Annotated in this window: 21 protein-coding genes; 18 read left to right on the top strand and 3 right to left on the bottom strand. The window is 61.4% G+C overall.

Going from position 1 to position 20990, the window contains the following annotated elements; all coding sequences use genetic code 11:
- Window positions 1–194: 194 nt before the first annotated feature.
- The 3 genes from E4U03_RS09405 to E4U03_RS09395 all read left to right on the top strand — a co-directional run bounded on the left by E4U03_RS09405 (window position 195) and on the right by E4U03_RS09395 (window position 2953).
- Window positions 195–1049 carry a MetQ/NlpA family ABC transporter substrate-binding protein gene (locus E4U03_RS09405; protein WP_135013281.1) on the top strand — a complete coding sequence of 285 codons (855 nt, stop codon included), beginning with the start codon at window positions 195–197 and terminating at the stop codon, window positions 1047–1049.
- A gap of 192 nt (window positions 1050–1241) precedes the next feature.
- Window positions 1242–2294, top strand: coding sequence for a methionine ABC transporter ATP-binding protein (locus E4U03_RS09400; RefSeq protein ID WP_167752386.1), 1053 nt, complete (start codon window positions 1242–1244; stop codon window positions 2292–2294).
- 59 nt (window positions 2295–2353) lie between these two features.
- Entirely contained in the window at window positions 2354–2953 is a 600-nt protein-coding gene (locus tag E4U03_RS09395) for a methionine ABC transporter permease (RefSeq protein WP_135013287.1), read from the top strand.
- A 220-nt stretch (window positions 2954–3173) separates the two neighbouring features.
- On the opposite strand, the gene E4U03_RS09390 is transcribed toward E4U03_RS09395, so the two are convergent.
- Both E4U03_RS09390 and E4U03_RS09385 read right to left on the bottom strand, forming a co-directional pair.
- Window positions 3174–3758, bottom strand: a complete 585-nt coding sequence (locus tag E4U03_RS09390) for a hypothetical protein (RefSeq protein ID WP_135013280.1) — start codon at window positions 3756–3758, stop codon at window positions 3174–3176.
- A 26-nt stretch (window positions 3759–3784) separates the two neighbouring features.
- Entirely contained in the window at window positions 3785–4525 is a 741-nt protein-coding gene (locus E4U03_RS09385) for an HAD family hydrolase (protein ID WP_135013279.1), read from the bottom strand.
- 159 nt (window positions 4526–4684) lie between these two features.
- Between E4U03_RS09385 and E4U03_RS09380 the strand changes: the two genes are divergently transcribed.
- The 11 genes from E4U03_RS09380 (at window position 4685) to E4U03_RS09335 (ending at window position 16576) form a co-directional block, all read left to right on the top strand.
- On the top strand, window positions 4685–5800 hold the full coding sequence (locus E4U03_RS09380; RefSeq protein ID WP_135013278.1) for a histidine phosphatase family protein: 1116 nt from the start codon (window positions 4685–4687) through the stop codon (window positions 5798–5800).
- The gene (locus E4U03_RS09375) at window positions 5800–6240 is read left to right on the top strand and encodes a VanZ family protein (RefSeq protein WP_135013277.1); all 441 of its coding nucleotides are present in this window, start codon (window positions 5800–5802) and stop codon (window positions 6238–6240) included. Before E4U03_RS09380 ends, E4U03_RS09375 begins: the two co-directional genes overlap by 1 nt.
- A 99-nt stretch (window positions 6241–6339) precedes the next feature.
- The gene (locus E4U03_RS09370; RefSeq protein ID WP_135013276.1) at window positions 6340–7131 is read left to right on the top strand and encodes a DeoR/GlpR family DNA-binding transcription regulator; all 792 of its coding nucleotides are present in this window, start codon (window positions 6340–6342) and stop codon (window positions 7129–7131) included.
- Entirely contained in the window at window positions 7128–8090 is a 963-nt protein-coding gene (locus tag E4U03_RS09365) for a 1-phosphofructokinase family hexose kinase (protein WP_135013275.1), read from the top strand. The genes E4U03_RS09370 and E4U03_RS09365 overlap by 4 nt, the downstream gene beginning before the upstream one ends.
- Window positions 8091–8144: 54 nt before the next feature.
- On the top strand, window positions 8145–10145 hold the full coding sequence (locus E4U03_RS09360; RefSeq protein WP_135013274.1) for a PTS fructose transporter subunit IIABC: 2001 nt from the start codon (window positions 8145–8147) through the stop codon (window positions 10143–10145).
- A gap of 30 nt (window positions 10146–10175) precedes the next feature.
- Window positions 10176–11873 (top strand): phosphoenolpyruvate--protein phosphotransferase, encoded by a 1698-nt coding sequence (gene ptsP / locus E4U03_RS09355; protein ID WP_135013273.1) that lies wholly within the window; start codon window positions 10176–10178, stop codon window positions 11871–11873.
- Window positions 11874–11997: 124 nt separating this feature from the next.
- Window positions 11998–12276: an HPr family phosphocarrier protein gene (locus tag E4U03_RS09350; protein WP_135013272.1), complete on the top strand. Its 279-nt coding sequence runs from the start codon at window positions 11998–12000 to the stop codon at window positions 12274–12276.
- A gap of 227 nt (window positions 12277–12503) precedes the next feature.
- Window positions 12504–13604: a lipid II:glycine glycyltransferase FemX gene (locus E4U03_RS09345; RefSeq protein WP_135013271.1), complete on the top strand. Its 1101-nt coding sequence runs from the start codon at window positions 12504–12506 to the stop codon at window positions 13602–13604.
- Between the two features lie 80 nt (window positions 13605–13684).
- Window positions 13685–15817, top strand: a complete 2133-nt coding sequence (locus tag E4U03_RS09340; protein WP_135013270.1) for a threonine/serine exporter family protein — start codon at window positions 13685–13687, stop codon at window positions 15815–15817.
- Window positions 15807–16028, top strand: a complete 222-nt coding sequence (locus E4U03_RS12895; protein WP_167752385.1) for a hypothetical protein — start codon at window positions 15807–15809, stop codon at window positions 16026–16028. The genes E4U03_RS09340 and E4U03_RS12895 overlap by 11 nt, the downstream gene beginning before the upstream one ends.
- Window positions 15995–16576: a threonine/serine exporter family protein gene (locus E4U03_RS09335; RefSeq protein WP_135013269.1), complete on the top strand. Its 582-nt coding sequence runs from the start codon at window positions 15995–15997 to the stop codon at window positions 16574–16576. The genes E4U03_RS12895 and E4U03_RS09335 overlap by 34 nt, the downstream gene beginning before the upstream one ends.
- 28 nt (window positions 16577–16604) lie before the next feature.
- Here the strand turns inward: E4U03_RS09335 and E4U03_RS09330 are convergent, their stop codons facing one another.
- The gene (locus tag E4U03_RS09330) at window positions 16605–17285 is read right to left on the bottom strand and encodes a uracil-DNA glycosylase (protein WP_135013268.1); all 681 of its coding nucleotides are present in this window, start codon (window positions 17283–17285) and stop codon (window positions 16605–16607) included.
- 63 nt (window positions 17286–17348) lie between these two features.
- Between E4U03_RS09330 and E4U03_RS09325 the strand changes: the two genes are divergently transcribed.
- From E4U03_RS09325 to E4U03_RS12890, 4 genes are all read left to right on the top strand, one after another.
- A complete protein-coding gene (locus E4U03_RS09325) occupies window positions 17349–17591 on the top strand; it encodes a DUF3263 domain-containing protein (RefSeq protein ID WP_135013267.1) in 243 nt (80 codons plus the stop codon).
- Between the two features lie 99 nt (window positions 17592–17690).
- Window positions 17691–18425, top strand: a complete 735-nt coding sequence (locus tag E4U03_RS09320) for a LytR C-terminal domain-containing protein (RefSeq protein WP_167752384.1) — start codon at window positions 17691–17693, stop codon at window positions 18423–18425.
- Between the two features lie 332 nt (window positions 18426–18757).
- Window positions 18758–20383: a chaperonin GroEL gene (groL, locus tag E4U03_RS09315; protein WP_135013265.1), complete on the top strand. Its 1626-nt coding sequence runs from the start codon at window positions 18758–18760 to the stop codon at window positions 20381–20383.
- A 239-nt stretch (window positions 20384–20622) separates the two neighbouring features.
- Complete coding sequence (locus E4U03_RS12890; RefSeq protein ID WP_167752383.1) at window positions 20623–20775, top strand: hypothetical protein; 153 nt, start codon at window positions 20623–20625, stop codon at window positions 20773–20775.
- Window positions 20776–20990 lie beyond the last annotated feature (215 nt).

Genomic DNA, 20990 nt, shown 5'->3' with positions numbered 1-20990 from the left:
CTTTTTGTTGCGGTCACACACGTGACATATGACCCAAAAAGAAGCTGCAGTGGGGAGCGATGGCGCCACAGTGTTCTAATAGAAGAGGCGTCTAGCCTGGACGCCCGAAACCACATCAGCACACAGCGCTAGAGACGGTGCCGCTGAACCGTGGCCGCACACACCACTATTTCTCAACAGAAAGATTCATAGCCGTGAAGAAATTTGTTGCCACTCTGGCTCTCGTACCCCTCGCATTCGGTCTTGCAGCCTGCGGCTCATCCTCCAGCGACGACGTCGTCAAAATCGGCGTAGTAGGCACCGACCCCTCCAACGACAAGCTCGTCGAGGTCGCAAAGGTAGAGGGGATTAACATCGAAATTGTTGAATTCTCCGACTACACCCAGCCCAATCCCGCCCTGAGCTCCGGCGAAATCGACCTCAACTGGTTCCAGCACATCGCCTACCTCTCCAACTACAACGCAGAAGCTAACGACGACCTGCAGATCGTAGGCCCCACCGTCATCTACCCCATGGCGCTGTTCTCCAACAAGCACGACTCCATCTCAGCACTGCCCCAGGGCGCTGAAATCGCAATCCCCAACGACACCGTCAACGAAGCACGCGCCCTGCTGCTGCTCGAAGCTAACGGCCTGGTCTCCTTCACCTCAGAAACCACCAGCCCCACCGTTGACGACGTCGACACCGCTGCCTCCAAGGTCACCGTCACCCCCGTCGACGCAGCCCAGACCGTGCTCGCCCTCGAATCCGTTGACGGCTCCGTCATCAACAACGACTTCCTCAAGGACGCCGGCCTGAACCCCAAGGACGCCCTGGCCCAGGACGACCCCGCTAACGAGTCAGCCCGCCCCTACGTCAACCTCTTCGTCTCCACCGCCGATAACGCCGACAACGAGACCTACAAGAAGATCGTAGAGCTCTACCACACCGAAGAAGTTCAGGCCGTGGTACAGGAAGACACCCAGGGCACCGCAGTTGAAGTCACCACCGACGTCTCCGAACTGCGCTCCACCCTGGCAACCCTCGAAGAGCAGAAGCGCAACGGCTAAAACACTAGGTGAAAGCTCACCCTTGAGCTAGCTCACGCACCCCCATAAGCGGCAGCCAACCTGCGGTAGGCTAGACACTTCGGCCCCGTCCGGTGCCCAGCTCTAGCCCCGCAGCGGTTGCCGCTTTGTGCGCCCACCCCAGCAGGTGCGTCCGCCCGCAGCCACAGCAAGCCCCCAACCGAAGAAGAAGACATGACCGAACAGCGACTACAGCCAACCGGGCCCCAGCCCATGGTCGTGCTGAACAACGTGACCAAAGAGTTCAAGGTCGGCAAAAAAACCGTCACCGCCGTCAACGGCGTAGACCTCACCATCAACAAGGGTGAAATCTTCGCCATCATCGGCTACTCAGGTGCCGGTAAATCAACCCTGGTACGCCTGATCAATGGCCTAGAAGCCATCACCTCCGGTTCACTCACCGTCGACGGTTTTGAAATCGCCGGCAAGCGCGAATCGCAGCTGCGCCAGGTACGCACCAATATCGGCATGATCTTCCAGCAGTTCAACCTCATGAACTCCCGAACCGTCGCCGGTAACGTCGAATTCCCGCTCATCGTTGCGGGCTGGGACAAAGCCAAGCGCGCCGAACGCGTCGCCGAACTGCTCGACTTCGTAGGGCTCGCTGACAAGGCCAAAAACTACCCCGACCAGCTCTCAGGCGGCCAGAAGCAGCGCGTCGGTATCGCCCGCGCCCTCGCTACTTCGCCCTCCCTGCTGCTGGCCGACGAATCCACCAGCGCCCTGGACCCCGAAACCACCGCTGAAGTGCTCGACCTGCTCAAAAAGGTCAACGCCGAGTTGGGCATCACCGTCATCGTCATTACTCACGAAATGGACGTCGTCTCAACCATCGCCGACCGCGTAGCCGTCATGGAAAACGGCTGCGTCGTCGAATCAGGCAACGTCTACGACGTCTTCTCCAACCCCCAAACCGAGGTCGCCCGCCGCTTCGTCGGAACCACCGTCAAGTCCCTACCCGTAGGCGACGAAGCCGCCGACCTCAAAGCCCGCCACAAGGGCTACCTCATCAACATCGAAATCACCGAAGGCAACAACGGCATCGGCAAGGTACTCTCCTACCTGGGCTCCCGCAACGTCTCCTTCAACATTGTGCAGGGCGGCCTCGAAACCCTGCAGGGCAAGAGCTACGGCAACCTCACCCTCGAACTGCTCGGTGACGTCACCAGCCTCGACGCCGTGGTCGCTGAGCTCAAGACCGTCACCCGCGTGCAGGAGGTACGCTAACCGTGGACTCAACCTTCGTCACCGACAAACTCATCCCCGCCCTCGGCGACACCCTCTACATGGTCTCACTGACCATGCTGGTCGCCGGTGCCTTAGGCATGATTTTCGGCTTGCTGCTCTACACCACCCGCCAGGGCAACATCCTGGCTAACCGCTTCGTCAACATCTTGCTGAACGTCGTGGTCAACGTGGTACGCCCCATTCCCTTCATCATCCTGCTCGCAGCCCTGGGCCCCCTGACCCAGATGGTGGTCGGCACGCGCCTGGGTGTCAACGCTGCAATCTTCGCCATGGTCTTCGGCGCAACCTTTGCTATCGCCCGCATTGTCGAGCAGAACATGGTCTCCATCGACCCCGGCGTCATTGAAGCGGCCCGCGCCATGGGTGCTTCAAAGATGCGTATTCTCTTCACCGTCATGATTCCCGAAGCCCTCGGCCCGCTGATCCTGGGCTACACCTTCCTGGTCATCGGTGTGGTCGACATGTCGGCTATGGCCGGTTACATCGGCGGTGGCGGCTTGGGTAAGGTCGCCCTGGTGGACGGCTACCAGCGCTTCAACGAAGTCATCACCTGGTCTGTTGTCGCCGTAATCATTGTTTTGGTGCAGCTTATCCAGCTAGTGGGTAACATGCTGGCCCGCAAGGTCATGCGCCGATAAGGTAGCTCGAAGGACGCGCGGAGAGCGGGGCTGGCAGGCTCCAAGCGCATCCTCTTTGTTTACTAGTCATACGTCAGCAGACGTTGCGCATGCCTGCCAGCCCCTTCTACCAAGTACCCCAGCTTTGGTGCAGATACCCCGGGTAAAAACGGGGGTATTTGCACAAAAACTGGGGTAACTAAGGGCCGGTTCCCCGTCGGGAGCCGGCCCTCTTTGCCTTCTAGTCGTTTTTCTTGCCGCTAATCCAGGACGAGTCGTAGAGCCCGCCCATCCCCGGCCCGTTCCCGCCCTTTCGGCCAGCGCCGCGCTCAAGCTCCTGCTCGTAGAGGTGCTCAGCAAAATCGGTGGGGCGCATGAGCCGTTCGTCATCCTCATCGTCGTGGTCGGTGAACCGCGAGAGCGCAAAGATACCGTACAGCAGGGCCGCAAAAAGCAGGAAGAAGAAGGCAAGCTCAGCCCACATAATCACGTAGTTACGGCGTAGCTCCGGGGTTGCGTTGCTGTAGATGGCGGGCACCACCAGAAAAGAAGCCACTGCCAGAATTACCGCCACGATAGTGAGGGAGTGCGGTAGCCAGTACCAGCGGCTGCGGGGCCGTTTGCCCCGCTGGCTGCCGGGGCCCGTTCGCGCCGGGCGGGCGGCATCCGCTGACTCTAACGGGGCGGATGCCTGCCCCGCCCCCTGCTCTCCGGTAAAGGCATGGGGCGGGAGGAATTCGCGGTAGTAGGCGCGTTCGTCGTCGCTGAGGTCTTCGAGGCGGCGGCCGTAGCGGGAGGGGCGTGGGTTCTTCTCGGGGTCTGTCACTGCTCGTCCTTGAGAAGTTGGCGGGTTTAGCGGTCGCGGTCGGGCAGATGCCCTACCCAGGCGTCGAGCTGGGTGAGGAAGTCGGGGTCAGTGAAGGAGCTGAACCGCCCGATACCTGCCGTCAGCAGGGGAGTGGGGGTGGCGGCCTCCGGCTCTACCTGGTAAATCAGGCAGTTGGTGCCAGCGGCGGTGGCGGCAGTCATGCCGGTGACGGAGTCTTCAATGGTGAGGGCCTGTTCGGGGGCGAATCCCAGGCGGCGGGTTGCTTCGAGGTAGATATCGGGGGCGGGCTTGCCTTCTTCGACGTCGTGGAAGGAGACCCAGGTATCCAGGTAGGGGGTGTAGCCGAAGTGGGTGAGTTTTTTGGTCAGTAGCTTGCCACCGGAGTTGGACGCCACCGCCACGGGGATTTTTGCTGAGAGCAGTTTGATGGCTTCGAGGGCGCCGTCGATTGCGGTGACGCCGCGGTCGATGATGTCGAATTCGGTGGTGGTGATGGTGGTGTAGACGCTGTCGCGGAAGGCTTCGGGCGAGCCATCGAATTCGGACGCCAGCGGAGTGAGGGCTGAGAGACGGTCGGCGAGGTCGCCGGCGGAGACGCCGACGAGGGAGGCTTCGAGCTCGGGGGTGAGGTCTACCCGGTAGCGCTTGAACATTTCGGCCTGGATTTCGCCCCAGAGGGTTTCTGAGTCGAGCAGGACGCCGTCGCAGTCGAAGACGGCGCAGGCGGGGGCAAAATGGGCGGGGGCTGAGTGAAGTTCAAACATGGTTCTATGCTCTCATACCGAATAGAAGAGAGCATACGGTGTGTCACGAGTACCTGGCACCTAGCCGTTGCAGGCTTGTGCACAGATCCGTCTGCCCGGGAGCAAACTAACACTCCCACCGCCGCACACTTGGTGGGCTGGGAGAGGATAATAGAACCCATGCCTAGCGTACTCATTCGACATGGACAGACCGACTGGAACCTCGTACACCGCCTGCAAGGCTCCAGCGACATACCCCTCAACGACACCGGCCGCGCCCAGGCGCTTGCTGCCGCCCACAACGTGCTCGAATACGCCAAGACCCAAGAGGACGCCCACCCCGGCTTCACCTGGCACGGCGTCGTCACCTCCCCCCTCTCCCGCGCCGCAGAAACCGGTGCCATCATCGCCGACGAACTGGGTCTACCCGTCCTTGGCTCCTACCCGGGCCTAGCAGAACGCTCCTTCAAAGACCTCGAAGGCGTACAGAACAACCCCGCCCTCTGGGAGACGGTAGAAAACGAAACCGCAGACATCGAGCCCCTGGCCGACTTCCTCGCCCGCGTTGAAGACGCTCTCGACCAGGTTGAGGCCGACTATCCGGGTAAGAACCTGATTATCGTGGTGCACGGCATGCTGATTTCCCGCCTGCAAACCGCCCGCACCGGCCAGAAAGTGCTGGTGCCCCACAACGGTGAGGTGGTACCCCTGGCACCTGCCCGCCGGGCGTCCTCCATCATGCTAATTCGCCACGGCCAGACCGACTGGAACAAGGCCCACCTCATGCAGGGCTCCAGCGATATTCCCCTCAACGAAACCGGCCGCGCCCAGGCCCACGAGACCGCCGCCTCCCTCAAAGCCCGGGGTTTCGAGTTCGACGTGGTGGTTTCGTCCCCGCTCTCCCGCGCCCACGAGACCGCAGAGATTATCGGTGCCACCTTCGATCTGACCGTCGACCGCACCTACGATGACCTGGTCGAACGCGGCTACGGCGAAGCTGAGGGGCTCGACATTTCAGCCGAGGCCCGCAAGGAGCCCGACGCCTACTACAGCGGAGTTGAAAGCGAACGCTCCGTCTACCTGCGCGGCATCAAGGTGCTGCGCCAGATTGCCCGCGACTACCCGGGCCAGCGCGTCATCGCCGTCTCCCACGGCTCCCTGATTCGCCGTGCCCTCTCTGCCACCCACGGCCGGGAGTTCGGCACTATCGCTAACGCTGAACCCTTCGAAGTTGACCTGCCGGGCCTTGCCCACTGGCTAGAGGTTAAGGAACCCCTGCTGGTAGGTAAGCCCTAGTGGGGCGTATCTTTCTCTGGGGCATCACCTGCCTGTATGTAGTTGCCGTCGCCTTCATCGTTCTCTGGCCCACCCACGTTGACTCCGGAGGGTCGGGCGAAACCCTAGCTCGGATACTTGCGGACGGCCACGCCCGCGGCTGGCTGCCCGGCTGGTTTGGCTACGGGCAGGTGGAATGGCTGTCGAACGTGGTCATGTTTGTACCCGGTGGCCTTCTCTTCACCTGGCTGCTGCGCCCGGCCCGCACCTGGCTCGTACCCCTGGGCGGTCTGGCCTGTACCCTGGCTATCGAAACCATCCAGCATTTCATGCCCGGGCGTACCAGCTCGCCCATGGACGTCCTCGCCAACACCCTGGGGTGTGCTATCGGTTGGGTTTTGGCACTGGCCCTAGTGAAAGTGACCGAAAAACCCAACCAAAACACCGAAATACACTCGTAACCGTGGGTTTTACATTGACGTGCCCACAGAAACCCACATAAAATCAACTGTAGATAGGGTCACCCGACCCACCTTCCAGTTGTATAAGGTGATAAACACATGTTCGCTGAAGAACGACGTGCCGAAATAGCGAAGCTTGTAGCTTCTGCACGCCGTGTCAACGGCGCAGACCTGGCTAGACGCTACGAAGTCACGATGGAAACCGTCCGCCGTGACCTAGCAGCCCTCGAAGCTGACGGTAAGCTGCGCCGTGTGCACGGCGGTGCCGTAACCGTAGAGCAGTCGACCTCTGTAGAGTCGTCTATCGCCCTACGTCAAAACATGAACACCCCCGAAAAGCAGAAAATCGCCCTGCGTGCCTACGAGTTGCTGCGCGATTCGGACGCCGGTGCGGTAGTTCTCGACGCCGGTACCACCATTGAAATCCTCGCCGACCGCATTGCTGCCGCAGATTTCTCCCTCAAGTCAGGCGCCGACCGCCTCATCATCACCCACGCCCTTCACATCGCCGTGAAACTGGCTGAAGCCGATGGCGTGGTGCTCGATATGGTGGGCGGCCAGCTGCGCAAGATGACCTGGGCCGCTGTGGGTACCCGCGCCGCTGCCCACTTCGAAACCATCCGACCCGACATCGCCTTTATCGGCGTCAACGGCCTGGACGCCGAATTTGGGCTCTCCACCCCCGGTCTAAACGAAGCCATCGTCAAGACCGCCATCGTCAAGTCAGCCCGTCGCGTGGTGCTCCTGTGCGACTCCGCCAAGTTCGGCCAGGAGTCCCTGGTGCGCTTTGCCGGGCTTGAAGACATCGATACTCTCATTACCGATAAAGCGCCCGAAGGCGACCTCGTCGCAGCGCTTGAAGAATCTAACGTAGAGGTGCTCATCGCATGATTGTTACCCTAACCGCTAACCCCAGCATGGACCGCACCGTGGAACTGAACCACGAAATCAAGCGCGGTGCCGTTCAGCGCGCCGTCGCGGCAGCGTCCGACCCCGGTGGCAAGGGCGTCAACATTGCCCGCGCCCTCAATATCTCCGGCTTCGAAACCGTAGCGGTGCTGCCCGGCGACAACGAAGACCCCGTACTGGCCAGCCTCAAAGAGGCAGAGGTGCCCTTCGTTAACATGCCTATTGGTGCTCCGATTCGCTCCAACATCACCATCGTTGAGCCTGACGGCACCACCACCAAGATCAACGCCCCCGGTGAGCCCCTGAACGACGTGGCCCAGCAGCAGCTGACCCGCCTCATGATTAAGGAAACCATCGAGGCATCCTGGCTAGTGCTGGCAGGGTCCCTGCCCGCCGGCGTCCCCTCCGACTACTACGCCGTTGTGGGTCGCTCTATCCGCGAGTCCCTGGGTGAGAAAGCCCCCCGCATCGCCGTTGATACTTCCGGTGCAGCCCTGCGCGACGCCCTGGTTGGCCTGGACGGCATGCCCAACCTCATCAAGCCTAACTCCGAAGAACTCGCTGAGTTGGTCGGCAAAATCGAGATGGCGGACGAGCTTGAAGCCAGCCCCGAATTCACCGCAGCTACGGCTAAGGAACTGGTCGACCGCGGTGTCGAAATGGTCCTTGCTACCCTCGGCGGGGGAGGAGCCGTGCTGGTGACCGCAGAAGGTGCCTGGCACGCCGTCCACGCCCCCATCAAGGTGCGCTCCACCGTGGGCGCAGGCGACTGCTCCCTGGCCGGCTTCCTGATTGCCCACGAGCAGGGCAAAACCCTGCCCGAATGTCTGGTGCAGGCGGTAGCCCACGGCTCAGCTGCAGCCTCCCTCCCCGGCACCCAGGTGCCCACCCTCGAATCGACCACGCCCGAAGCAGTCACCCTGCGCGAGCTGGCCCTCTAAACCCCAACCGAACCACATTCTCAAACCCCTAAAACACAATCCGAGGAGGAGCACATGTCTGCTCTTATCACTGCGGATCTCATCAGCCTCGATGAGAACCTCGGCGAGACCCGCTTCGATGTCATCGAGCATCTAGCTGGTGCCGTCGTAGGTGCTGGCCGCGCCACCGACTTTGAGACCCTCTACGCCGCTGCGCGTGCCCGTGAGGAAAAGACCGACACCGGCATCCCCGGTGGTATCGCTATTCCCCACTGCCGCAGTGAAGCAGTCACCGAGCCCACCCTGGCTATGGCCCGCCCCAACCCCGCCGTCGACTTCGGCGCTAAGGACGGCCCCGCCGACCTCATCTTCTTCATCGCAGCTCCTGCAGACGGCGACGAAGCCCACCTGAAGATTCTTTCTCAGATAGCTCGCTCCCTCATGAAGAAGTCCTTCACCGCTGCCCTGCGCGAAGCCAAGACCGCTGACGAGGTTGTCGTCCTTGTTGAAGAGGCCCTGGGCCTGCGCGAAAAGGCAGCTGAGGCACCTGCTGCAGACGCCGCGTCCGGCTCCGTAGCTGCTGCTGAAGCAGAAGCCCCCGCCCGCCGCAAGAAGATCGTGGCTGTGACCAACTGCCCCACCGGCATCGCCCACACCTACATGGCAGCTGACGGCCTTAAGTATGCCGCTGAAGAGCTGGGCTATGACTTCAAGGTTGAGCCCCAGGGCTCATCCGGTGGTGACAAGCTTACCCAGGCCGAGATCGACGAAGCCGATGCCATCGTCTTTGCCGTTGCCCTGCCCGTCCGCGGCCGTGAACGCTTCGTCGGTAAGCCCTACGTCGAATCCCCCGTCAAGCGCGGCATCGACGAGCCCAAGGCCATGATTGAAGAAGCCCTTGCCGAAGCTGAAAAGCCCAACGGCAAGCGCGTCGCCGCAGGTGCAGCTGACTCCTCAGAAACCGCTGAAGAAGGCGGCGGCTCCTGGGGCACCCGCATCTACAAGGCCCTGATGACCGGCGTCTCCTACATGATTCCCTTCGTGGCAGCAGGCGGCATCATCCTGGCTATTGGCTTCATGCTCGAAGCCATCACCATGCCCAACCTGGGTGACGTAGACACCGAAGTTATCCTCTCCGGCGCCTCCCTCACCAACCTGGGCGACACCCCGCTCTCCCTCTACCTGGGTGCTGCCCTGCACACTATCGGTGCCTTTGGCCTGGGAGCTATGGTCCCGATCCTGGCAGCCTACATTGCCTACGGCCTGGCCCAGCGCCCCGGCATCGCCCCCGGCTTCATCGCCGGTTCTGTTGCCGTTATGGTGGGTGGCGGCTTCCTCGGCGGTATCGTCGCCGGTCTGCTCGCAGGTCTCTGCGCCTACTGGCTCTCCCTGCTCAAGCTGCCCCGCTGGCTCGCCTCCATGATGCCCGTGGTCATCACCCCGCTGGTAGCCACCCTCTTCGCCGGTGGCCTCATGTTCTTCCTGCTCGGCGGCCCCCTCGCCTGGGTGACCACCTCTCTTGAGAACTGGCTCAACTCCATGACCGGTGCCTCAGCCATTCTGCTGGGCATCATCCTGGGCGCCATGATGGGCTTCGACCTCGGCGGCCCCGTCAACAAGGCAGCCTACCTCTTCGCCACCGCAGGCCTCTCCGCCGGTACCCTGGCCTCCCAGCAGGTCATGGCAGCCGTCATCATCTCAGGTATGGTGCCCCCGCTGGCTATGGCCCTGGCCACCGCCGTCCGCCCCAAGCTCTTTAGCGCCCCCGAACGCGAAAACGGCAAGGCAGCCTGGCTACTGGGTGCCTCCTTCATCTCCGAAGGTGCCATTCCCTTCGCCACCGCCGACCCCCTGCGCGTCATCCCCTCATCCGTCGTCGGCGCAGCCGTCGCCGGTGCTATCTCCATGGGCGCAGGCGTCGCCTCACCCGCTCCCCACGGCGGTGTCTGGATTATAGCCCTGGTCGAGAACCCCCTCATGTTCCTTGTGGCCGCCATCGCAGGTACCGTAGTGGGAGCTCTCATGTATATTGTTCTCAAGTCACTTGCAGGTCGTAAGGCCGAGGCAACCGCCTAAATCACTTCAACCTCTTAGAAGGAAAACACTATGACTACCTACAAGGGTGTCGGCGTCTACGCCGGCCGCGTTATCGGCAAAGTCCTTCAGATGCCCGAGCCCATCAAGGCTCCCTCATCATCACTGAAGCTCTCAGCCGACGAAACCCCCGAGCAGGCCGCCGAGCGTATCAAGGCTGCAGCCGAAACCGTCAAGAACGGTCTGCTGGAGCGCGCCGAGCACGCTAGCCGCGATGGCAAGGCCGTGCTCAAGTCCACCTCCCAGATGGCAACCGACCGCGCCCTGCTCAAGAGCGCTATCAAGATCGTTGAAAAGCAGGGCAAGGCCCCCGAACTGGCAGTCTGGGAAGCCGCATCAGCCTTCGCCGACCAGATGGCAGCCCTCGGCGGCTACATGGCCGAGCGCGTCACCGATATTCACGACGTCCGCGCCCGCATCGTTGCCGAACTGACCGGCCAGCAAGCCCCCGGCATCCCCGTCTCAGCTGACCCCTTCATCCTGGCAGCTATCGACCTGGCCCCGGCAGACACCGCCACCCTGGACCCCAAGCAGGTCATCGCCCTCATCACCTCCGACGGCGGCCCCCAGGCCCACACCGCGATTCTTGCTCGCGGTCTCGGCCTGCCCGCTATCGTTGCCGCCAAGGGCGTCACCGACATCGAAAACGGCACCGAAGTCTACGTTGACTCCAACGAAGGCACCGTCAACACCGAGGTCACCGACGAGCACCGCGACCTGGCCGAAAAGTACGCCAACCGCAAGGAACTGCCCGACTTCGACGGCACCGGCGCTATGGCAGACGGCACCCTCGTGCCCCTCTACGCCAACGTCGGTGACGGCAAGAGCGCAGAAAAGGCAGCCGGCCTCAAGGCCGAAGGCGTGGGCCTGCTCCGCACCGAATTCGGCTTCTTGGGTCACGACGCTGAACCCTCAGTAGAAACCCAGACCGCCAGCTACAAGGCCGTCTTCGACGCCTTCCCCGGCCAGCACATCGTCGTCCGCACCCTCGACGCAGGCGCCGACAAGCCCCTGCCCTTCCTCAACGTCAAGGAAGAAGAGAACCCCGCCCTCGGCGTCCGCGGCTACCGCACCGACTGGACCGTGCCCGGCGTCCTCGAACGCCAGCTCGAAGCCATCAAGGCAGCAGCCGACGGCTCCGACGCCGACATCTGGGTCATGGCCCCCATGATCTCAACCACCTCAGAGGCCCGCCGCTTCAAGGAAATGGTTGATGAAGTAGGCCTGGCAACCCGCGGCGTCATGGTCGAAACCCCCGCAGCAGCCGTCAACGCTGAAGCGATTCTCGGTGAAGTCGACTTCGTCTCCATCGGCACCAACGACCTCACCCAGTACACCATGGCAGCAGACCGCCTGCTCGGCGACCTGGCCCACCTCAACAACCCCTGGCAGCCCGCCGTCCTTAAGATGATCAAGCTGACCGTCGAAGGCGCCAAGCGAGCATCAGCCAAGGCTGGCGTCAAGAAGTACGTCTCCGTCTGTGGTGAAGCAGCAGCCGACCCCGCACTGGCTGTCGTCCTCGTCGGCCTGGGCGTTGACACCCTCTCCATGAATGCTGGTGCTATGGCAGCTGTCTCCGCCGTGCTCAAGTCGGTCACCCCCGAAAAGGCACAGCAGATCGCCAACGACGCCCTCGACCAGATCTCCTCAGTAGAAGCTAAGGAAGCAGCGCGCAAGCACCTGCCGATTCTGGACGAGCTCGGCCTCTAAGCTAAGAGCCCACTCCTGAATAAATCACACCAAAATAAGCGGTTAACGCGAGCGAAACATACGCACCCTGATTTAGACTCAGTAGTGGACAACAAATCCGCACCCCCTTTGTAAGGAGAACCCCATGGCAGAACGTATTGCCACCATCGCAAGCCGTGTTGGCCTGCACGCCCGCCCCGCAGCGATCTTCGCTGAAGCAGCAGGCGACCTCCCCGTTGAAGTCACCATCGCAGCTGAAGGCGAGCCCGCAGACGAGGCAATGGACGCAGCATCCATCCTCTCCCTGATGTCACTCGGCGCTAAGCACGGCGACAAGGTCGTTCTGCGCGCAGAGGGCGAAGGCGCTGAAGAAGCACTCGACACCCTGGTCAAGATCCTCGAGACCGACCACGACGCCGAATAATACGGTTTAGTCGAGCAATCTCAGCCTAACGGTTTGATAGTGAAGCCCCCGCTTATCGCAAGCGGGGGCTTTGCTGTACCCGGGTAAGGGGTGATAGAGCAGGTACCCAGCTACACCAGACGAAACTCACGGCCCCCGCAGGGTGCATAGCCCGCCCAGTCTCGATAGACTGGGAAGCTGAAACCTTTCCCGCGCCCACTCACGCACCGAAAAGAAAAAGAGGGACCTTGCGACAGTTCACAGCCCGCTTCGCTACCGACGCCGAAATCGCCTCCTGGGATGACCACGTCATCGCCAGCCCCGGTGGCGGCAACCTGCTGCAGTCAGCGTCCTTCGCCTCCGTCAAAGCCAAGCACGGCTGGAAGCCTCTCTACCTGGTCTACGAAGGCACCACCGTCCTTGACGGCGCAGAGGCCCCCTTTGCCAGCTACAACCTGGTACTCGAAAAGTCCGTACCTGCCCTCGGCAAAATCTGGTACATGATCAAGGGTCCCGGCGTGAACTCTGTTGAAGAGATCCCCGCGATTCTCGATGCCAACAAGGACTTCATCAAGCGCGAGAAGTTGGGTGTCTTCGCGGTCAAGATTGAGCCCGATATCATCGCGGACGACTCCATCAATGCCTTTATGGCCAAGACTGGCCTGGTCAAGAGCTGGAACATCCAGCCCAACGACTCCACCGCCATTCTCGATACCGACAAGAGCGAAGAAGACGTACTCAAGTCCCTCTCCTCCCGCGGACGCAACGCCGTGCGCCGTTCGCTGCGTGAGGGCTGCGAGGTTGAGCGGGTGCCTCTGACCGAAGAGAACATGAAGAAGATGTACGCTCTCATGGACACCGTGGGTCAGGGCAACGCCAACGTCCACCTGCGCTCCTACGACTACTACCGCGACTTTTGGACCACCTTTGAGCAGGCCGGCCAGGGCCGTCTCTACTTCACGTACGAGGACGGCGAGCCCTCCGTAGGTGCCTACGTGATCCGTTACGGCGAGAAGGGCACCTACAAGGACGGCGGCTCCAAGCCCCGCCGCAAGCAGTACGGCGACTCCCACCAGGTGCAGTGGACCGCCCTGACCGACCTGATGAAGGAATTCGAGATTAAGAGCTACGATTTCTGCGGCACCCCGCCCAAGAGCGAGCTCAAGAATAAGGACCACCACCACTACGGCCTGGGTCTCTTCAAGACCTCCTTCACCAAGGACGTCATCGACTACGTTGGCGTCTGGGACCAGGTTCTTTCACCGGTCAAGTACAAGGCCTGGAACCAGGCTGTTGAGAAGGTCATGCGCCAGCTCTGGGTTCGTAAGACCGGCCAGCCCTTCTACTAAACCGACCCCGGTTCATACTGGGCGCAGCGGGCGCTGTGCCTGAACAACTTTCACCGTAAGAGGCGGAAGGAGTAATCCCTTTGACCCCCAGCAAGACTCCCCTGCAACAAAAGGCTTACCCTTCCGCCTCTGCCTTTGATATGGCCCCCACCGAGGAGGGCACGGGGGCCGGGGCCTTTGGGCAGACGGCTCTGCTACCGCGCGCGGTACCGGGCGAAAGCCCGGCGTCTGGGCAGAGGAGTGCCGGGCAGCCGCTACCGGGTACGGACGCCGGTGGGCAGGACGTCCCCGCCCCTTCGTCTGCGTTAACCTGGGGGGCCCTGCCGGTTGTGTCGCTTGATGAGGTGCGGGACCCGCAGCTGCGTAACCGCCTGGCCCATCTGGGGCAGACGGAGCCTGCCAGTGCTTTTGATACTCCCGCAGAAACTATAGGGCCTGCGGTGAGCGGGGCCGCTGATGCACCGGCGTCCGCTTTTGATTTAGCGGCCCCCACCAGTTACAAGGTGCCCTCTGCCTTCGGCCCGGCCACTGACCTGAGCCTGCAGACGGCTGAACCTGACGAAGAGACCAGCCCGGTCACAGCGGGCACCCCCGCCGTGGATGAGGTTACCGGCCTGCAACAGGCCTCCTACCCCTCAGCGGCTGGGCCCCACACCGTTGCACTGCCCGCGTCGCCCCGTCGTCCTGCTGCTAAACGCCCCTCGCGGGTGCGCTCCTCCCTCAAGTCTTTTGTGAGCACCGACCAGTCGCTCACCAAACCCATGCGCGGCATTGCCCGCCTGGCCCAGCGTCCTTTCAATATCGCCGCCGCCCACCGCGCCGAATATGTGCGAGAGAAAGAAGAGGCCCGCGAGGTTCTCAACTTCTCCCTGCGTCTGGCTGAGACCATGTTCCACTACGGGGCAGATACCGTCGATGTGGACTCGGCGATTGTGGCTGTGTGTGCAGCATACGGGCTGGATGATGTAGAAATTGATATCACCAACCAGTCGGTGATTATCAACTACGTCTCCGATATTGATGAGGTCGATGACCGTACCCGGGCTATTAACCTGAGCGAACCCGAAGACTCAGTACCCGGCAAAGAACGCTTTAGTCACACGGTTATGCGCGTGGTACGCTCCTGGTCAGAGAACTACGCCGCCCTGGACGACATCTATAAGCTCATTAACGACATCACCGCTGGCGGCCTACCCCGCCACCGGGCCGAGCGTCGCCTGCACACAATTAATACCGCTAAAAAGCCCTACTCACCTATGGTCATTATGCTGGCCAACATCGTGGCGGCTTTCTCCCTGGTCCTGGCCCTGGGCGGGTCCCTGGCGGCGGGAGCTGTAGGCGGTATCGTCTTCCTGGCGATTCACTTCGTTAACAGCCTGATTTCTAAGCTCAAGATGCCCGGCTTCTTTAACATGGCAGCGGGTGCCGGTGTGGTTACCTTCGCCGCTATTTATATATCGGATGAGGCATCTATCTTCTCTCAGGTGGGCTTTCACGTCTCAGCGCCCCACATTGTGGCGGCCGGGCTCATCATGCTCCTACCTACTGCTCGGCTGGTCTCGACTGTGCAGGACGCCCTCAACGGCTTCCCACTCACAGCGGCGGGTAAGTTCGTCTCAACCGGTATGTCCTTCCTGGGTATCGTGGTGGGGCTGGCCTCGGCGGTAGCGGTGCTGTCGGTACTGGGCGTGAGCGAACTCGATATCACTGAAACCCGATTTGTGGGGGCAGGGCTGGGTATCAGCTACACCTTCTTCATGCTGGCCTCTTTAGCCTTTGCCGTGACTACCCACGCCCGCTGGCGAACCCTGCTGTGGATCTTGCTGATTTCAACCTGCGGCTTCTGGGTCTACCATGGCTACACCCTTATGTTTGGTGCCGGTGCGGGGCGGGCCAATACAGCTTTTGCCGCTCTAGTGATTGGCCTGATGAGCACCTTCCTGGCCTATCGCCTGCATGCCCCGGCCTCTATTTTCTACGTTCCGGCCCTGACCTTCCTGCTCCCCGGTCTCTCGGTCTTCCGCGGCCTCTACCTGTTTACGGTCGAAGCTAATTCCGATGCCGGTGTGCCCGGTATGGTAGCGGCTATCGCCATTATTCTTTCCATGGCCTCTGGAGTAGTGCTGGGGAGCTACCTCATGCAGTACATCATCCAGCGCTATCTGAGCCCCGCTCTTGAGGGCGGCGAGCAGAAAGAAAAGCGTGACCGCTAACGGGGGCTTTCGTTCTTTTGCCCAGCCCCAGCAAGTCCTGACCGTCCCTATTCGTGGCCTTGCCCGTGTGGCCCAGCGCCAGGTGGCGCAGGTGGCCTTAGCCCGCTACCGGCAGCGGGTTCGGCAGAAGAAAGAAACCCACGAGATTCGGCTTTTGCCCTGCGCCTGGCCGAGACCATGTTCCATTACGGGGCTGACGCTGCGGACGTAGATGCCGCTGTCATGACTGTATGCGCTATGTACGGTATTCACGATGTAGAGGTTGATATCACCTACCAGTCCAGCGTGATTAACTATGTCTCTGAATTTGATGAGGTGGCGGAGCGCGGGCAGCTGTCCGAAGCTGGTGGGCTGGGTGTTGAAAAGCTGGGGCTAACCCTGGTGCGGGTGGTGCGGTCAACCTCTGAGAATTACCTGGCCCTGCACCAGCTCTACCGCCTGGTACACGATATTGCCCAGGGGAGTGTGAGTCGGGGCCGGGCCGAGCGCCGTCTGGCTCAGGTCAATGCGCAGAAGAAGCCCTATTCCCCGGCTGTTTTGCTGGCTTGGAACCTGTTGATGGCCGGGGCTTACCCTGGGCGTGGGAGGCTCCTGGCGGGCCGCTGTGACTTCTCTGGCGGTGTTTACCGTGGTGAACTTTGTGCTGGTGTGGGCGGGGCGGTTGAAGCTACCCAGCTACTTCATGATGGCCCTGGGCGCTGCAACGATGATGATATGACAGGGCGTTTACGGTCGAGGAGCTCGCGGAACCTGGCGTGACCTAGCTATATGCCCCTATGGCTATGTTCTAGTAGGGGAGTGCCCAGTCCACGGGCTGCGCCCCCTGCTGCACCAGGAGCTCATTGACCCGGCTAAAGGGCCGCGAACCGAAGAAGCCCCGCGAGGCCGATAGCGGTGACGGATGGGGCGACTCAACACAGGGGTAGCCGCCGAGCAAGGGCCTGCATTTGCGGGCGTCCGCACCCCAGAGTAGCCCCACCAGGGGCGTGCCCCGCTGCGCCAGCGCCTCGATGGCGGCGGTCGTGACCTGCTCCCAGCCCAGATTGCGGTGCGACCCTGCCTGGCCTGCCCCTACCGAAAGCACCCGGTTCATGAGCATAACCCCCTGGGCGCTCCACGCCGTAAGATCCCCGTGGGGTGGGGGCACCAGCCCGGTGTCGGACTGGAGCTCCTTATAAATGTTCTGTAGCGATCGGGGAATGGGGCGAACCTCGGGGCGCACCGAAAAACTCAGCCCCATCGCGTGGCCGGGAGTGGGGTAGGGGTCCTGGCCAATCACTAGCACCTTGACCTCGCTCATGGGGTAGGTGAAAGCGCGGAAAATATTGGCCCCCGGGGGTAGAGTTGCCCGCCCGGCCGCGTGCTCTGCCCGCAGAAAGTTACCCATGGCTCGAATCTGGGGTTCCACCGGGGCGAGGGCTTGGGCCCAGTCCGGGGCCATAATCTCATACAGGGGGCGGGCAGGCACGGTACTCCTTGGGCGTCGGTGCGGTATTCTCCCTACTAAGACTAGACCACCGAAAGTGAAGAGATGAGCAGCGAGACCACCGAGCCCGAAGAGGGCCTCACCGAGAACGAAGCGGCAATTCTCAATCTTGAGAAAAAACGCTTCAAGTACCAGGGCAGTAAAGAACAGGCTATTACCCGCACCCTGGGGCTTACCCCGGTGGCCTACTACCAGCAGCTCAACGCCCTCATCGACAATCCCAGAGCAATTGCTGCCGAACCTGTGCTCACCCGCCGCCTACGCCTCAAGCGCGATGCTTTGACTTAAGCCTCTTGGCTGGCAGCGAGCGTGAGCCCGCTTCACCGGCACCTAGCGTGTACCCTAGTAACTAAAAGCCCGCCACCGCGCACGATCATGAGGACGCCCGTGAACAGCTACCCCCGCGATGAGTTCGACGATATCGACGAAAACACCTCCCGCCGAGGCGCCTATCGCGGTGCCCCTGTTGATAACGCAACCTCCCGCGCAGGGCTGCTGGCAATTATTATCAGCGGCGTGCTGGCCCTTATTGTAGGTGGCACCATGTACGTGATTTCTCCGCGTACCGCTGCCCCCGAGGCATCCGGAACCAGTAGCGCCACCGCTACCGCATCGGCAAGCCCGAGCACTGAAGCTACTCCCACCACTAACCCCTCCAGTGTGACCGTTGAGGTCTACAACTCCAGCGCCCCGACCGGTGCTGCCGCCCAGGCCACCGCAGCCCTCGAAGCAGCCGGCTACACCGTTACCTCCACCGCTAACTGGGCGGGAGCCTACACCGCTGAATCTATGGTCTACTTCGCTACCGGGGTCTCCTCAGAAGCTAACGAAATAGCTGACACCCTGGGTCTGCCCACCATCGCCCAGGACTACCAGGCTGAGACCGCCCTTGTCTACGTGGTTCTGGGGGTCGACTTCGACCCCACCAGCCTAGCCGGGGCGTCCTCATCCGCTACGGACTCTGCCACCAGCGGTACCGGGGCCGCCGATTCTCCCTCTACCGCCTCCACACCTACCTCAGTAGAGCGCTACAGCTACGACCCGGCTACCGCTACCTTCTACCTGGACCCCACCGGTAACTACATCTACGACTCGGCAACCGGCACCTACCAGCTAGGCTAGGGCCATTAGCTCACGCTCAGCGGACGTCCGCCCACCGCTGACCTGCCCGCCACCTCTTGTGCGCTGTGGGCGATTAAGGGTCGGCTGTGGGAGCAATAGGTTTGCGCCCCTAGAGCTCAAGTGCCAAGATTGGTATTAGCACTCAGAGGCTTCGACTGCTAAATCATGTGCTAGGTTTAGCCGCCGAACCGCTCTTGAGTAAGACACCTGAAGCGATGCTCTGGTGAGGCGCACCCACCTGCCCCATGGCAGCACAAGCCGGGCTGCGCCGTCCGTCGCGGGCACCGAAGAATCGCGCTCATCCCGAATGTTCCAGAAGGAGCGAAAGCCATATGGCAAAGCTGATTGCTTTTGATGAAGAGGCACGCCGCGGTCTTGAAAAGGGTCTAAACACCCTGGCAGACGCAGTGAAGGTAACCCTCGGCCCCCGCGGTCGCAACGTTGTACTGGAGAAGGCCTGGGGCGCACCCACCATCACCAACGACGGTGTTTCCATCGCCAAGGAAATTGAACTCGAAGACCCCTACGAAAAAATCGGCGCAGAGCTGGTCAAGGAAGTCGCCAAGAAGACCGACGACATCGCCGGTGACGGTACCACCACCGCAACCGTCCTGGCTCAGGCTCTCGTCCGCGAAGGCCTGCGCAACGTCGCCGCTGGTGCCGACCCCCTCTCCCTCAAGCGCGGCATCGAAAAGGCTGTAGAAGCCGTCACCGCCGAACTGCTGGAGTCAGCTAAGGAAGTTGAAACCGAAGAAGAGATTGCTGCAACCGCATCTATCTCAGCCGGCGACCCCGAAATCGGTAAGCTGATTGCCCAGGCCATGGAAAAGGTCGGCAAGGAAGGGGTCATCACCGTCGAGGAGTCCAACACCTTCGGCCTGACCCTGGAACTGACCGAGGGTATGCGCTTCGACAAGGGCTTCCTCTCCGGCTACTTCGTCACCGACGCAGACCGCCAGGAAGCTGTTCTTGAAGACCCCTACATCCTGATCGTTAGCTCCAAGATCTCTAACGTCAAGGACCTCGTCCCCGTCCTCGAAAAGGTTATGCAGTCCGGCAAGCCCCTGCTGATTGTCGCTGAGGACGTCGAAGGCGAAGCCCTGGCCCTGCTGGTGCTCAACAAGATGCGCGGTTCCATCAAGTCCGTAGCTGTTAAGGCTCCCGGCTTCGGCGACCGCCGTAAGGCTCAGCTGGCCGACATCGCTATTCTCACCGGCGGCCAGGTCATCACCGAAGAGGTCGGCCTCTCCCTCGACACCGCAACCATCGACCTGCTGGGCCAGGCCCGCAAGGTTGTTGTGACCAAGGACGAGACCACCATCATCGAGGGCGCCGGCGATGCCGACGCTATCGAGGGTCGCGTAGCCCAGATCCGTGGCGAAATCGCTAACTCCGATTCCGACTACGACCGCGAGAAGCTGCAGGAGCGCCTGGCCAAGCTGGCTGGCGGCGTCGCAGTTCTCAAGGCAGGTGCCGCCACCGAGGTTGAACTCAAGGAACGCAAGCACCGCATCGAGGACGCCGTCCGCAACGCTAAGGCAGCCGTTGAAGAGGGCATTGTCCCCGGCGGCGGCGTAGCCCTGATTCAGGCCGGCGTTAAGGCCTTTGAGAAGCTGGAACTTTCCGGCGACGAAGCAACCGGTGCCAACATCGTCCGCGTCGCTATCGATGCTCCCCTCAAGCAGATCGCCTTCAACGCTGGCCTGGAGCCTGGCGTCGTTGTCGACAAGGTCCGCAACCTGCCCGCAGGTACCGGCCTGAACGCTGCAACCGGTGAGTACGAAGACCTCATGGCAGCAGGCATCAACGACCCCGTGAAGGTAACCCGCTCTGCCCTGCAGAACGCTGCCTCCATCGCCGGTCTCTTCCTGACCACCGAGGCCGTCGTTGCAGACAAGCCCGAACCCGCAGCAGCAGCTGCCGCCCCCGACATGGGTGGCATGGGCGGCATGATGTAATCACGCCCACCTGAGAAAACCGGCTCCTTTCGGTTTCTCACGTGCTGTAAGCTCCGCCGCCTCTTGCCCTGGCAAGGAGCGGCGGAGCTTTTTCGCACCCCTCTGAAAATATGACTAAAAATTTTAGATAATAGTATTGCGCTTCACACCAATCTGTGGGTATGCTTTAAATCACTAAAGAGGTCTTCTCTTACTTTTATTCATCAGTATCAAAGGCGAAACTGAAAGGTGTGAAGCATATGGTTACCATTGTCGATCTTGTTCTCTACGCAATCATCGTGGGGCTCCTGGCAATGTTGCTTGTTACCTACGCATCTGACGGCTGGACCAAGCTCGAGAAGAAGAGCGCTGAGGCTCTCCATCGCGATCTTGCATTTGGTGCAGGTGGCTAAGAGTCAATAGTGATTGTGTTTTCTTGGAACCGGCGTCTCGGCAACGAGGCGCCGGTTTCTCTTTGCCAGAAGCCCCGCCTATACGCCCTGAACTGCTCCCCATAAGTTGGACTACTAAAAAACAGTCACCAACTAATGGGGAGCATCTCCTATGCGAGCACGAAGCTCACTCACCCAACACCAACGAGAACAACTCATCCACCTCTTCCAACAAG

It is taken from the genome of Rothia nasimurium, assembly GCF_004569295.1.
Lineage (GTDB): Bacteria > Actinomycetota > Actinomycetes > Actinomycetales > Micrococcaceae > Rothia > Rothia nasimurium_B.
Note: the sequence above shows the minus strand (reverse complement) of the source record. Positions and strands in the feature narration are given on the sequence as shown.